This window comes from Kitasatospora sp. NPDC088742 (genome assembly GCF_055584905.1).
The window spans coordinates 73,676-87,298 of the sequence record NZ_JBVJLD010000026.1 but is presented as its reverse complement, the minus strand read 5'-3'; the positions used below and the strand labels follow the sequence as shown (position 1 = coordinate 87,298).

At 72.5% G+C, this 13,623-nt stretch carries 13 protein-coding genes; 8 read left to right on the top strand and 5 right to left on the bottom strand.

Annotated elements, in window-relative coordinates:
• The first annotated feature begins 32 nt into the window (after window positions 1-32).
• Window positions 33-395 carry a WhiB family transcriptional regulator gene (locus tag ACZ6ZR_RS21140; RefSeq protein ID WP_465644404.1) on the top strand — a complete coding sequence of 121 codons (363 nt, stop codon included), beginning with the start codon at window positions 33-35 and terminating at the stop codon, window positions 393-395.
• A 155-nt stretch (window positions 396-550) separates the two neighbouring features.
• Window positions 551-793: a hypothetical protein gene (locus ACZ6ZR_RS21135; protein ID WP_465644402.1), complete on the top strand. Its 243-nt coding sequence runs from the start codon at window positions 551-553 to the stop codon at window positions 791-793.
• A 173-nt stretch (window positions 794-966) separates the two neighbouring features.
• Here the strand turns inward: ACZ6ZR_RS21135 and ACZ6ZR_RS21130 are convergent, their stop codons facing one another.
• A complete protein-coding gene (locus ACZ6ZR_RS21130; protein WP_465644401.1) occupies window positions 967-2,331 on the bottom strand; it encodes an ABC1 kinase family protein in 1,365 nt (454 codons plus the stop codon).
• Window positions 2,332-2,451: 120 nt separating this feature from the next.
• Window positions 2,452-3,564, bottom strand: a complete 1,113-nt coding sequence (locus ACZ6ZR_RS21125; protein WP_465644400.1) for a TOMM precursor leader peptide-binding protein — start codon at window positions 3,562-3,564, stop codon at window positions 2,452-2,454.
• A 212-nt stretch (window positions 3,565-3,776) separates the two neighbouring features.
• On the opposite strand from ACZ6ZR_RS21125, the gene ACZ6ZR_RS21120 reads away from it, so the two are divergent.
• Complete coding sequence (locus ACZ6ZR_RS21120; protein ID WP_465644398.1) at window positions 3,777-4,415, top strand: M48 metallopeptidase family protein; 639 nt, start codon at window positions 3,777-3,779, stop codon at window positions 4,413-4,415.
• Between the two features lie 9 nt (window positions 4,416-4,424).
• On the opposite strand, the gene ACZ6ZR_RS21115 is transcribed toward ACZ6ZR_RS21120, so the two are convergent.
• The gene (locus tag ACZ6ZR_RS21115; protein WP_465644397.1) at window positions 4,425-4,997 is read right to left on the bottom strand and encodes an NUDIX hydrolase; all 573 of its coding nucleotides are present in this window, start codon (window positions 4,995-4,997) and stop codon (window positions 4,425-4,427) included.
• A complete protein-coding gene (locus ACZ6ZR_RS21110) occupies window positions 4,994-6,493 on the bottom strand; it encodes a zinc-dependent metalloprotease (protein ID WP_465644396.1) in 1,500 nt (499 codons plus the stop codon). The genes ACZ6ZR_RS21115 and ACZ6ZR_RS21110 overlap by 4 nt, the downstream gene beginning before the upstream one ends.
• Window positions 6,494-6,676: 183 nt before the next feature.
• Here ACZ6ZR_RS21110 and ACZ6ZR_RS21105 point away from each other — a divergent pair, with 183 nt between their 5' ends.
• The 4 genes from ACZ6ZR_RS21105 (at window position 6,677) to ACZ6ZR_RS21090 (ending at window position 9,884) form a co-directional block, all read left to right on the top strand.
• Window positions 6,677-7,825, top strand: coding sequence for an NAD-dependent epimerase/dehydratase family protein (locus tag ACZ6ZR_RS21105; protein WP_465644395.1), 1,149 nt, complete (start codon window positions 6,677-6,679; stop codon window positions 7,823-7,825).
• 94 nt (window positions 7,826-7,919) lie between these two features.
• A complete protein-coding gene (locus ACZ6ZR_RS21100; RefSeq protein ID WP_465644393.1) occupies window positions 7,920-8,369 on the top strand; it encodes a molybdenum cofactor biosynthesis protein MoaE in 450 nt (149 codons plus the stop codon).
• A gap of 203 nt (window positions 8,370-8,572) precedes the next feature.
• Entirely contained in the window at window positions 8,573-8,752 is a 180-nt protein-coding gene (locus ACZ6ZR_RS21095) for a hypothetical protein (RefSeq protein WP_465644392.1), read from the top strand.
• Window positions 8,753-8,795: 43 nt separating this feature from the next.
• A complete protein-coding gene (locus ACZ6ZR_RS21090) occupies window positions 8,796-9,884 on the top strand; it encodes a YlbL family protein (protein WP_465644390.1) in 1,089 nt (362 codons plus the stop codon).
• A 28-nt stretch (window positions 9,885-9,912) separates the two neighbouring features.
• Here ACZ6ZR_RS21090 and ACZ6ZR_RS21085 read toward each other — a convergent pair whose 3' ends face one another.
• Window positions 9,913-10,470 (bottom strand): PPA1309 family protein, encoded by a 558-nt coding sequence (locus ACZ6ZR_RS21085; RefSeq protein WP_465644389.1) that lies wholly within the window; start codon window positions 10,468-10,470, stop codon window positions 9,913-9,915.
• A 218-nt stretch (window positions 10,471-10,688) separates the two neighbouring features.
• Between ACZ6ZR_RS21085 and ACZ6ZR_RS21080 the strand changes: the two genes are divergently transcribed.
• A complete protein-coding gene (locus ACZ6ZR_RS21080) occupies window positions 10,689-13,595 on the top strand; it encodes a UPF0182 family membrane protein (protein ID WP_465644440.1) in 2,907 nt (968 codons plus the stop codon).
• The last annotated feature ends 28 nt before the right edge of the window (window positions 13,596-13,623 follow it).

Genomic DNA, 13,623 nt, shown 5'->3' with positions numbered 1-13,623 from the left:
GAACCACAAGCAAAGACGAGGAAGACGCCACAGTGTCCACGGTCATCACGCCGCCACTCCCGTCCGTACCGACAGACATCACCAAGGCCGACCAGGCCGACCCCCCGGAGGTTTCTCTCATGCAGCTCACCGCGATCGACGTGGCCGAGGTCAACGGCCAGCCCATCCCCTGCCGGGCCTTCGACCCGGAGGTCTTCTTCGCCGAGACCCCCGCCGACGTCGAGTACGCGAAGTCGCTCTGCGGCACCTGCCCCGTCAAGGAGGCCTGCCTGGCCGGCGCCCTCGAGCGGCGTGAGCCGTGGGGCGTCTGGGGCGGCGAGCTCTTCGTCCAGGGTGTGGTCGTCGCCCGCAAGCGGCCCCGGGGCCGTCCGCGCAAGACCGAGGTCATGGCGTGAACCCCGCCGCGATCGCAGTGACCGCCCGCCGGGGAGAGCAGCCCCCGCTGGGCACCACCACACTGCGCCACTCGGTCCGCGTCGCCACAGCCAAGGTCGACGCAGCCGCACACCCCCGTCCGTTTCCGAGCACGTGCCACGAGCAGGACCACCACATGACCGCCGCAGCCGACAAGACCGCCCGCGCCGACCAGGCCAAAGAACTTCAGATCCAGAACAGGACCCGCGAGATGCAACTCATGCAAGAAACCCTGGCCCGTGCCCATATGCAGGAACGACTGCACGAGGCCGAACACCAACGGATGGGCGAGCGCGTCGCCCGCGCCGCCCGACTGATGCGCAGGGCCGAGCGTGCCTCGCTCCGCGCCCGCAAGGCCCTCGCCGTCGCGCTCATGTGAGACCTGACGGACCGAGAGCTGACGGAGTGACAGCCGCGTAGGCCCACGCGGCGCGTCGTTCCAGCGGTACCAACAGCAGTGCCCAGCAGTGTCATTCCCCGAACGCCGATGGCCGCCCTCCTGGAGGAGGGCGGCCATCGGCGCGTTCTGACGGAGTGCGAGCTTTCGGGGCGTCAGCCCTCGGCCGGCTCGGCGAAAGGTGTGGCGACCGGTGCGGCGAAGCCGGGCAGCCACTCCTGCATCTCGGCCCGGAACGGGGCCTTGGCGCCGAGCTGGCAGAGCACCCCGATGGTGGAGAGGGTGACCCGGTGGATCAGCAGGTAGGCGGGCGGCAGGTTGAGCTGCTTGCCCAGGTCGTACGCGGGCGAGCGCGGGTCGGCGATCCGGGCCGCCTGGGCCCGCATCCAGGCCCGGGTGAAGTGGAAGACCTCCACGCTCGCGGGCTCGATGATCGGCAGCAGGTAATCCAGCACCGCCGCCGGGTCCAGCTTGATCGAGGGCTTCACGAAGCCCTCCTCGCCGAGCATGTCCAGCACCCCGTCGGCGTCCCCGGCCAGCGCCATCCGGAGCGAGTCGCCGATCGGGCGGGGGAGGCCGCCGGGCAGTCTGTCCACCGTGCCGAAGTCCAGCACGCCCAGCCGCCAGCCCTCGGCCGGGCCGTCGTCCTTGATGAGCCGGAAGTTCCCCGGGTGCGGGTCGGCGTGCAGCAGGCCCGTCCGGGACGGGCCTGCGAACAGGAAGCGGGCGATCAGCTGCCCGGCCCTGTCCCGCTCCTCCTGGGTGCCGGTGCTGATCACCTCGGAGAGCGGGGTGCCGTCCAGCCACTCGCTGACCAGCACCTGGTCGGCCTGGGCGACCACCCGGGGGACGGTGATGTCCGGGTCGCCGGCGAACTCCTCGGCGTGCCGGCGCTGGGCCTCGGCCTCCAGCGCGTAGTCCAGCTCCTCGGCCACCCGCTCGCGCAGCTCGGTGATCAGCGGCTTGATGTCCAGGCCCGGGATCAGCGGGCCGAGCAGCCAGGCCACCCGGCTGAGCTGGGCCAGGTCGGAGAGCAGCGCGTCTCCCGCGCCCGGGTACTGGATCTTGACGGCCACCTGCCGGCCGTCCTTCCAGACCGCGCGGTGCACCTGGCCGATCGAGGCGGCGGCGGCCGGCCGGTCGTCGAAGCTGCGGAAGTTCTTCCGCCAGTCCTTTCCGAGCCGCTCGGCCAGGGCCGTGTGCACCTTGGCGGAGGGCATCGGGGGAGCGGCGTCCTGAAGCTTCGTCAGGGCGGCCCGGTAGGGGCCGGCCACCTCCTCGGGCAGCGCGGCCTCGAAGACGGACAGCACCTGCCCGAACTTCATCGCCCCGCCCTTGAGCTCTCCGAGCACCTTGAACAGCTGGTCGGCGGTGGCCTGCTGGAGCTCGGCGGTGACCACCTCGGCCGAGCGGCCGCCGATCCGCCGCCCCAGGCCGAGGGTGGCCCGGCCCGCCATCCCGAGCGGCAGGGCGGCCAGCCGTGCCGTCCGGGTCACTGCCTTGCGCGGAAGATCGCTCACCCCAGGGCCTCCCTGCTCCGACGCCCGTCGGTGGGCGTGTCACTACGCCATTGTGCCCGCTCCGGGTGAGGGCCCGGCCGGAGTGTGAGCAGCGGATCACGTGCTCCGTCACAGGCGTGCTCAGCGGGGCGGGGTGATCACCTCCGTCCGGTGCACCGGCGGGCCGGAGGGCCAGGTGCAGCCGCAGGCGGGGTGGGTGGGCAGCCGGAGGCGGCGGGCTATGCCGTCGGCGGCGGAGATCTCGCACCAGCCGTCCACGCTGGGCGGGCGGACACCGTCCAGCCAGAGCTCCACGTGCAGGGCGGCCAGCCCCGCGACGGCGGTGGCGAGCGCGCTGTCGCAGGCGGGGGTGCGGGGGCGCCCGGCTCCCTCCTCGCCGAGCTGGGCGAGCAGCCGGGGCCAGGCCTCGTCCTCGTCCCGTCTGGTCAGCGTGGCGCAGGCGCCGCAGGCCGAGGCGCCCGGCAGCACCAGCGGGCCGACCACCCCGAGGTGCTCCAGCACCCCGACGTAGAGGTGCGGCACCCCGGCCCGCATCAGCTTGTGGGCCTCGGCCGCCACCCCGGCGAAGGCTCCGGCGCCGTCCCGGGGGGCCAGCACCACCAGGGCGGGCGGTGGGTCGTCGCCCGGCCGGCGGCGCTGCCGCTCCCCGGCCGGGGTGCCCGAGGTGCGGTGCACCACCTCCCTGGCGGCGGTGGTGCGCAGCCGCCCGACGTCCGTCGGCGGGTACCCGGCGGGGGAGCAGTCCCGGGCGGTGACCCGGCCCCGGTCGGTGAGGGTGACGGTGCCGACGCCCCCGGCGGCCAGCACCGCGCCGATCGAGGCGCCGACCCGGCCGGCCCCGTGGATCTCCACCCGGGAGGCGGCCCGGCCGCGGAGCACCGCGGGTGCCTCCCCGGGGGCCGGGTGCACCAGGGAGAGTGACGCCACGTCAGGGCCGAGCAGCTCCTGGCGGGCCCGGGGGAAGCCGCCGAGGGCGGCCTGCCCGGCCTCGGCGTCGTCCAGCAGCCCGGCCTGCTCCAGCGAGCCGAGCAGCTCCTCGGCCACCTCCCTGCCGAGCCCGAGCCGCTCGCCGGCCTCCAGCAGGGCCGGCCGCTCCCGGCTGCCGTCCAGCAGCTCCAGGAAGGCGGCCACCGGCTGGCCGACCTCCTCCACCACCCGGGCGTGCCGGTGCACGGTGCCGAACTGCAGGGTCGATCCGTCCCGCCACAGGCGGGAGAGCGCGGGCTTCACCATCGGTCGCACGGGACACCTCCGGGGAGGTCGGGGCTGGGCTGACAGAGGCAGCATGCCCGACCCGGCGGCCGTCCCGCCGAGGCCTGTCCACAGGCCCGGTGGGTTGTACGACGATCGTTCTGCACAGCCTGTGGACAACTGTCCGCCCCGAGGTGACGGTGCCCGCACCGGTGGAGGCGGGCCGTCGGTGCCGGACGGTACCGTCGGTTGGCATGGCGACCGAACAGGACTCCCGGCGGCAGGGTCGGACAGCGCAGGACCCGACGGCGCGGGGCGTGGCACCGCACGCCCCGGGCGAGCCTCTGGCGGCCCCGGGTGAGCCCCTGGTGGAGGTCCGGCGCAGCGCCCGCCGCAGCCGCACCGTCTCCGCCTACCGCGAGGGCGACCGCACGGTGGTGCTGATCCCGGCCCGGATGTCGCTGGCCGAGGAGCGGCGCTGGGTGGCCAAGATGGTGGAGCGGCTGGCCCGCCAGGAGAGCCGCCGCGAGCTCGGCGGGGACCAGGAGCTGGCCGGCCGGGCCGAGCGGCTCTCGGCGGCCTACCTCGGCGGCCGGGCCCGCCCCAGCGTGGTCCGCTGGGTCACCAACCAGAACTCCCGCTGGGGCTCCTGCACCCCGGCCGAGGGCAGCATCCGGCTCTCCCACCGCCTGCGCGGCATGCCCGAGTACGTCGTGGACTACGTGCTGCTGCACGAGCTTGCCCACCTGCTGGAGGCCGACCACGGCCCGGCCTTCTGGGCCCTGCTGGAGGCCTACCCGCGCACGGAACGGGCCCGCGGGTACCTGGAGGGCGTGGCCGCCGCTCCGAGGCTCCCGCAGGCCCGTCAGGATCCCGCCGAGGAGGCGGGCTAGGGGCGACCCCTAACGCTCCGTCAGCTTCCGCGCCAGCTCGACCAGTTCGCGCACCGCGTCGTCGGTGGGCTCCGGCAGGGCGTCGAAGGGGAACCAGCCCAGCTCCAGCGACTCCTCGCTGATCAGCGCCTCGGCCCCGGCCGGGGCCAGCGCGACGTACTGCACGTCCAGATGGGTGTTCTCCGGCCCGTCCTTGCCGGTGCAGCGGACGCTGTGCCGGTCCAGCTTCACCGGCACCGGGGCGCCGTCCACCGCGAGCAGCTCCAGCCCGGCGATGCCGGACTCCTCGGTGGCCTCGCGCAGCGCGGCCGAGGCCAGCGTGGCGTCGCCGGGCTCGCAGTGCCCGCCCATCTGCAGCCAGAGGCCGACCTTGGGGTGCAGGGTCAGCAGGACCCGCCCGGCCGCCGGGTCGACCACCAGGGCGCTGGCGGTGATGTGGGCGGGCAGGCAGGAGCGCCACAGGCCCTCCGGCTCGGCGGCCAGGTGGGCCAGGTAGTCCTGCCGGAGCCCGTCCTGCCCGGCGTCGGCCACGGCCCAGTCGGTCAGTGCGCGGACCGCGTCCGCGTGCAGGGTGGTGCTCACTTGCCCTTGCCGTCCTCGTCCTCGTCGTCCTTCTTGGCGGCGTCGGAGCCGCCCGCGGAGCCGGCCGCCGCCTCGCCGAGCAGCTTGTCCAGCTCGGAGAAGTCGATGCCGCCCTCCAGCGAGTCGCCCGAGCCCCGGTGCACGAAGCCGTCCGGGTCGTCCAGGTCGGCGGCGGTGGGCAGCATGTCGGGGTGCTCCCAGAGCGCGTCACGCCCCTCGACGCCGCGGGCGTCGGCCAGCGAGGCCCACAGCCGGGAGGCGTCGCGCAGCCGGCGCGGGCGCAGCTCCAGGCCGACCAGGGTGGCGAAGGTCTGCTCGGCGGGGCCGCCGGCCGCGCGGCGGCGGCGGACGGTCTCGCGCAGCGCCCCGGCCTGCGGCAGGTGCGGCTCGGCGGCGGCGTGCACCACCGCGTCCACCCAGCCCTCGACCAGCGCCAGGGCCGTCTCCAGGCGGGCCAGCGCGGCCTTCTGGGCGGGGGTGTCCTCGGGCTGGAGCAGTCCGTTCCCCAGGGCCTCCTGGAGCGCCTCGGGGTTGGACGGGTCGAGCTGGCCGACCAGCTCCTCCATCCGGGTGGTGTCGACCTTGATGCCGCGGGCGTAGGCCTCGACGGCGCCGAACAGGTGCGCCCGCAGCCACGGCACGTGGGCGAAGAGCCGCTGGTGGGCGGCTTCGCGCAGGGCCAGGTAGAGCCGGACCTCCTCGGCGGGCACGCTCAGGCCCTCGCCGAACTCGGCCACGTTCTGCGGCAGCAGCGCGGCCTTGCCGGCCGGGGCCAGCGGCAGGCCGACGTCGGTGGAGCCGACCACCTCGGCGGCCAGCGCGCCCAGCGCCTGGCCGATCTGGGTGCCGAACATGGCGCCGCCCATGGAGCGCATCATGCCCATCAGCGGCCCGGCCACGGCCTGCATCTCCTCGGGCAGCACACCGCCCATCGCGTTGCCGACCCGCTCGGCCACCGGGTCCACCAGGTCCTTCCAGACCGGCAGGGTGGCCTCCACCCACTCGGCCCGGCTCCAGGCCACGGCGGTGCCCGCGCCGGACGGGAACTCCGTCGCCGAGTCCAGCCAGAGGTCGGCCAGCCGGACGGCCTCGGCCACCGCCGAGCGCTCGGTGGCGCTGACCGAGCGGTCCTTGCTCTTGCCCTCGGGCTGCTCGGCGACCACGGTCTGCCGGGCGATGTCCCGGGCCAGGTCCCAGTTCACCGGCCCGCCCTCGAAGGAGAGCATCTGGCCGAGCTGCTGGAAGGCGGCGCCCAGGTCGTTCGGGTTCAGGTTGCCGAACATCGCCCCGAACGGGTTGTCCCCGGGGGCGCCGGAGCCCGCACCGGGGGCGCCCATGCCGAAGAGTGCGCCGAACGGATTGGCCCCGCCGAAGCCGAACGGCTGCTGCGGCGGGGTGCCGCCGGAGCTCTCGTCCTTCTTGTCCTTGTCGCCCTTGGCCTTGCCGTCCTCGGGCTCCTCGGGAGGAACGCCGAATCCGAAGGGAAGGTCGCTCACGGGGTCCTCGATCCGGTCGGCCGTCACGCAAGTGGTGTGGCGGGGGCTGCGTAGCCCGGGGAAAACCACCGGCGGGATCGCGGCCCGACCGCGCCGGGTGCACCGCCGGGGCCGTGCCTCGGGCAGGATGGACGTACAAGACACTCGTACGTACGCACTTAAGCTAACCGTGGAGGATGGCCGGTGAGTTCCCCGCCCTCGGACGTTCGCTCTGGGCTGACCGGAGGAGAGGACGTCCCTGCCACCGCGGGTTCGCCGCCTCCAGCCTACGGCGGCAAGCCGTTGACCGTGGCCGTGACCGGCGCCGCCGGAGTGCTCGGCGAACGGGTGGCCGCCCGCCTGGTGGCCTCGCCCTCGGTGCGCAAGGTGCTGGCGCTGGACGACCGGCGCGGTGAGGTGCCCGGCGTGCAGTGGCGGGTGCTGGACGTCCGCGACCCGGCGGTGGCCGAACGGCTGGCCGGGGTGGACGTGGTGGTGCACCTGGCGATGGACCTGGGCATGGAGTCCGACCCGCGCGCCCGGAGCGCGTACAACGTGCGGGGCGCGCAGACGGTGATCACCGCCGCCGCGGCCGCCGGCGTGGGCCGGGTGGTGCTCTGCACCTCGGCGATGGTCTACGGCGCGCTGCCGGACAACGAGGTGCCGCTGGCCGAGTCGGCCGAGCTGCGGGCCACCGAGGAGGCCTCGCTGGTCGGCGACCTGCTGGAGATCGAGCGGCTGGCCCGCCGCGCGCCCCGGGCGCACCCCGGCCTGCAGGTGACGGTGCTGCGCCCGGCCGTGGTGGTCGGCCCCGGCGTCGACACCGTGCTGACCAGGCACTTCGAGGCGCCGCGGCTGCTGGTGGTGGCGGGCTCGCGGCCGTGCTGGCAGTTCTGCCACGTGGACGACCTGGCGGCGGCGCTGGAGTACGCGGTGCTCGGCCTGGTCGAGGGCGAGGTGACGGTCGGCTGCGACGGCTGGCTGGAGCAGGAGGAGGTCGAGGCGCTCTCCGGCATCCGCCGGATGGAGCTGCCCGCCGCCCTGGCGCTCGGCACCGCGGCCCGGCTGCACCGGCTCGGGCTCACCCCGGCCCCGGCGGGGGACCTGGCGTACACCATGTACCCGTGGGTGGTCTCCGGCTCCCGGCTGTACGAGGCCGGCTGGCGGCCCACGTTCAGCAACGAGGAGGTGCTGGCCGAGCTGCTGGAGCAGGTCGCCGGGAAGCACGCGGTGGCCGGGCGGCGCCTCGGCGGCAAGGAGGCGACGGCCGGGCTGGGTGCGGCGGGGGCCACCGTGGCGCTGGTCGGCACGGCGGCGCTGGTGCGGCAGATGCGGAAGCGGCGGCGGATCTGACGGAGTGCCGACGCACTGCGGGTGTTCCGCAGTGCGGAATGCTCCAATCGTGATGCGGAAGGCCCTTGTCGCGGGCCCGGGGGGATGAGGAATCATGGGGAGCATGTCCGAGAACCACGACCCCATCCGGCTGCTGGCCATCCGCGAGACCCCGCTCTCGCTGGACGAGGTGTACGAAGCGGTCGGCGACGACGCCGCGGGCGGCACCACCGTCTTCGTCGGCACGGTGCGGGACCACGACGGCGGCAAGTCGGTCTCCGCGCTGGAGTACAGCGCGCACCCGACCGCCGAGGCGGAGATGCGCCGGATCGCCGAGAAGATCGTCGCCGAGTTCCCGGTCCGGGCGCTCGCGGCGGTGCACCGGGTGGGCCGGCTGGAGATCACCGACAAGGCCGTGATCGTCGCCGTCTCCTGCCCGCACCGGGGCGAGGCCTTCGCGGCCGCCCGGCGGCTGATCGACGACCTCAAGCACGAGGTGCCGATCTGGAAGCACCAGGTCTTCAGCGACGGCGAGGAGGAGTGGGTCGGCGCAGGCTCCTGCTGACCGCCGCGCTCCCGACGACCGCCGTACTCCTCCGGCCGGTACGTCCGTTCGGCCTCACCGGGTCACGTTCGGGCGCACCCGGTCATACGAATACGCCGCGCTGCTGAGCGCGATCCCCGCGCCGTAACCCGAATGGCGCCGTCACCGTTGGACTCCCGGGTGGTTAATCTGCTCATACGAACGAGGAGCTGGGAGTTGGGGACATGGCTGCGCTCGCCTGGTTGATCATTCCTGTGGTGGCGGCGCTCTGCGCCATGGTCTGGGCCGGCTGGGCCGCCCGCACCCCCAGGGCCACCGGGGATCCGGCCTCGCTCGCCGAGCACCAGCGGTTCAAGGCCGCGATGGAGCGCAGCACCTCCTCCGGAGCGGAACGGGACCGGTGACCCGGGCGGCACGGTGACGGTTCCGTCCCGTACTGTCGGTCCCATGCCACGCCGCTCCGCGACGATGCTCGCCGCCACCCTGCTGCTCATAGCACTGCTCTGCGCGTCGGTCTTGATGAAGGTCCCGTACACGGAGATGAGCCCCGGCCCGACGTACAACACGCTCGGGATGCAGGAGAACAGCGACAAGCCGGTGATCCAGATCTCCGGGCACGAGACCTACCCGACCAGCGGTCACCTCAACATGACGACCGTTCAGGTGACGGGGGCCAAGTACGAGCCGAGCCTGGTCTCGGCGGTGGTCGGCTGGCTGCGCGGGGACGTGCTGGTGGTGCCGCACGACAACGTCTACCCCGAGGGGCAGACCGACCAGGAGGCGCAGCAGCAGAACGCGGAGGAGTTCGCCTCCTCCGAGGACAGCGCCAAGACCGCGGCGCTGAACCAGCTGGGCATCCCGATCGGTAGCGAAGTGATCGTCAACTCCGTGGTGGCCGGCGGCCCCTCCGACGGCAAGCTGCACGCGGGCGACCGGATCGTCGCGGTGGACGGCACCACGATCACCACCGACGCCCAAGTGGCCGAGCAGGTCACCAAGCACAAGCCGGGCGAGGACGTGGTCTTCACCGTCGTGCCCAAGGACAAGGACAAGGGCGGGACCGCCCCGGACCAGGCGGACCTGCAGCGGGTCACCATCACCACTGCCAAGGCCACCGACTCCGACCGCGCGGTCGTGGGCATCCGGCCCCGGGTCAGCCACAGTTACCCGTTCAAGATCGAGATCGGGCTGCAGGACGTCGGCGGCCCCAGCGCCGGGCTGATGTTCGCCCTCGGCATCGTGGACAAGCTGACCCCGACCGACCTCACCGGCGGCAAGTTCGTGGCCGGCACCGGCACCATCACCGACGAGGGCCGGGTCGGCCCGATCGGCGGCATCTCGATGAAGCTGATCGCCGCCCGGGACAAGGGCGCCCAGTACTTCTTCACCCCGGCCGACAACTGCGCCGAGGCCTCCAAGAACACGCCGGAGGGCCTCCGCCTGGTGAAGGCGGAGACCCTCGACAGCGCACTGAAGTCGCTGGACCTGATCCGGGACGGCAAGGCGGCCGAGCTGCCGTCCTGCAAGGCTTCCTGACCTCGGGTCAGGAGGCGGCCGGAGACGGTCAGGAGAAGGTGGCGAGCAGCGCCTCGGTCAGGCCGGGCACCAGGTCCGGGCCGGTCAGCACCTCACGGGCGATGTCCTTGGAGCGCAGCCGCAGCGCGATCTCCTTCTTGCCGTCGCGCAGCACGGCGGCGGTGATCCGGACCTCCTCGCGGTTCGGCTGGTTGGCCACCCACTCGGCGATCTGGGCCTCGGTCGCGTTCTTCGGCCGGGTCTGCTCGGCCCCCGGCGGCAGCATCTGACGCTCCACCACGAGGGCGCAGCCGGCCACCTGCGCGGGCCAGGCGATGGTGCCGAGGAACTTGTCCAGCTCCATCCCGGCGGGCAGCTCGTCCTGCTCCACCGGGGTCAGCCCGTTGTCGTCGGCGGTCAGCCCGAGCTGCTTGGCCAGCTTCGGGTCCTGGCGGCGCAGGGCGGAGCTGTCGACCAGGGCGAACAGCCGGGTCGGCAGGTCCCAGCCGAGGGTGGCGGCGTACTCGTCGATCTCCAGCGCGGCGCGGGTCAGCGGGGAGGCGGCGGGGGGCTTGCCGCCGGCCAGGGCATCAAGGGCATCGGACATGGCTCCATCCTCACACGGCCGTGGACGCGCGCTGCGCAGGCCGCGGGGAGGGGTGCCGCGGGTGCGCCCGGCCCGGGCGTGCCGCCGTCCGACCGGACGGAGTGCGTGAAGTCGTGGTGAACCGTGGGAACTCAGGTAAAGAGCCATTAAGTTGCATCAGGAGACCCGCCCGAAATCTGACGACACGACACACCAGAGGTGCCCCCTTGGTATTCCAGATGCCGGACCGCCCGCAAGGCCCGGGCTTCCGTGCCAGAGTCGGCCCGCCCTCCCGCCGCACCCGGGTGCTCCTGCTGACCGCAGGCGTCCTCGCGGTGCTGTTCCTGCTGTTCGTGATGTTCGCGGGTCTTTGGACGGACTGGCTCTGGTTCAAGTCGCTCCACTACTCCTCCGTGTTCACCTCCCAGCTCTGGACCAAGGTGGGCCTGTTCGCCGTCTTCGGCCTGGCGATGGCGGTGGTGGTCGGCCTGAACGTCTGGCTGGCGCACCGGCTGCGCCCGCCGCTGGCCGCGATGTCGGTGGAGCAGCAGAGCCTGGACCGCTACCGGATGGGCGTGGCCCCGTACCGGAAGTGGCTGCTGATCGGGATCTCGCTGCTGACCGGCCTGGTGGCCGGCGCGGCGGCGGCCGGGCAGTGGCGGACCTGGATGCTGTGGACCAACCAGACGCCGTTCGGGGTGAAGGACAGTCAGTTCCACCTGGACGTCTCGTTCTACGCCTTCGAGCTGCCCTGGTACGAGTTCCTGCTGGGCTTCGCGTTCAGCGCGGTGATCGTCTCGCTGCTGGCGTCCGCGCTGGTGCACTACCTGTACGGCGGGCTGCGGCTCCAGGGCCCCGGCCGCAAGGCCAGCCCCGGTGCGCAGGGCCACCTGGCGGTGCTGCTGGGCGTGTTCGTGCTGCTGAAGGCGGTCGCGTACTGGCTGGACCGGTACGCGCTGGCGGTCAAGACCGGCGGGTACAAGGGCGTGGACGGCTGGACCGGCCTGCGCTACGTGGACGCCAACGCGTTCCTGCCGGCCAAGACCATCCTGTTCTTCGTCGCGATCATCTGCGCCCTGCTGTTCTTCCTCACCCCGATCCGCAAGACCTGGGCCCCGGCCCTGATCGGCTTCGGGCTGATGGCGCTCTCGGCGGTGCTGATCGGCGGGCTCTACCCGGCGATCGTGCAGCAGTTCCAGGTCAAGCCGAACGAGCAGGCCAAGGAGACGCCGTACATCCAGAAGAACATCGACGCCACCAGGCTGGCGTACGGCATCGCCGACAGCTCGACCCAGCCGTACTCGCCGAAGGCGTCCACCTCCACCGACGCGCTCAAGCAGGACGCGCAGACCATCGCCGACATCCGGCTGCTGGACCCGAACGTGGTCTCGCCGACCTTCCAGCAGATCGAGCAGCAGCGGTCGTACTACAAGTTCCCGAAGACGCTGGACGTCGACCGGTACACCAACGGCCAGATCGGCGGCCAGGACACCGTGATCGGTCTCCGTGAGCTGGACCTCAACGGGGTGCAGCAGCGGAACTGGATCAACGACCACTTCAAGTACACCCACGGCTACGGCGTCGTCTCGGCCAAGGGCAACCAGGTCAACGACAAGGGCCAGCCGGTCTTCACCGAGTCGGGCCTGCCGTCCAGCGGCTCGCTGGGCGACTACCAGCAGCGGATCTACTACGGCGAGGAGACCAAGACCTACTCCATCGTCGGCGGCTCCAACGAGGAGATCGACTACTCCACCGACGACGCCGGCTCCAAGCAGTTCAAGTACACCGGCGACAGCGGCGTCTCGCTCAACAACCCGTTCACCCGGGCCGCCTACGCGGTGCGCTTCGCCGAGCCGCAGATCCTCTACGCGGGCGCCATCACCGACGGCGCCAAGGTGCTCTACGACCGCACCCCCAAGGAGCGGGTGGAGAAGGTCGCCCCGTGGCTGTCGATCGACGCCGACCCGTACCCGGTGGTGCAGGACGGCAAGCTGGTCTGGGTGCTGGACGGCTACACCACCTCGGACGGCTACCCGTTCGCCTCCAAGACCACCCTGGGCGACGTCACCAAGGACTCGCTGACCGACCAGCGCGGGCGCACGCTCACCACGGTCAACAAGGTCAACTACATCCGGAACTCGGTGAAGGCGACCGTGGACGCCTACACCGGCGAGGTGACGCTCTACCAGTGGGACGACGCCGACCCGGTGTTGAAGACCTGGATGAAGGCCTTCCCCGGCACGGTCGAGGCCAAGGACAAGATCCCGGCCGCCCTGATGCCGCACCTGCGGTACCCGCAGGACATGTTCAAGGTGCAGCGCGACCTGCTCGGCATGTACCACATGACGGACGCCAACTCCTTCTTCAACGGCACCGACATCTGGCAGGTCCCGGTGGACCCGACCACCAACACCGGTGACGTGCAGCCGCCGTACTACATGACGGTGCGGATGCCGGACCCGGCGGTGACCCAGGCGAGCTTCTCGCTGACCACCACCTTCGTGCCCAGCAAGCGGGACAACCTGGCCGCCTTCATGGCCGTCAGCGCGGACCCGGGGCCGGAGTACGGGAAGATCCGCATCCTCAAGGTGCCGGGCGACTCCAACACGCTCGGCCCCAAGCTGGTGCAGTCGCAGTTCAACTCCAACGCCGACGTGGCGAACAAGCTGAACACCCTGAAGATCGGCGGCGACTCCGAGGTCGAGTACGGCAACCTGCTGACCCTCCCGGTCGGCGGCGGCCTGCTCAACATCGAGCCGGTGTACGTCCGCGGCCGCGGCGCCAACTACCCGGTGCTGCAGCGGGTGTTGGCGGTCTACGGGAACGACAACGTGGCCTTCGAGAGCACCTTGGAGGAGGCGCTGAAGAAGGTCCTCGGCAACGCGACCGCGACCACCCCGACCGCACCGACCACGCCGGGGACGACGCCCAGCACGCCGACCACCCCGACCACCCCGACGACGCCGACCACGCCGGGCACCGGCAGCGCGGCGCAGCAGAAGGCGGTGGCCGACGCCCAGAAGGCCTTCAACGACATGGAACAGGCGCGCAAGGACGGCGACTGGGCCAAGTACGGCGAGGCCCAGAAGGCGCTGAAGTCGGCCCTGGACGCCGCCACGGCGGCGGCGCAGCAGACGGCCGGTTAACGACCTGATCAAACCCCGTGCTACAGTT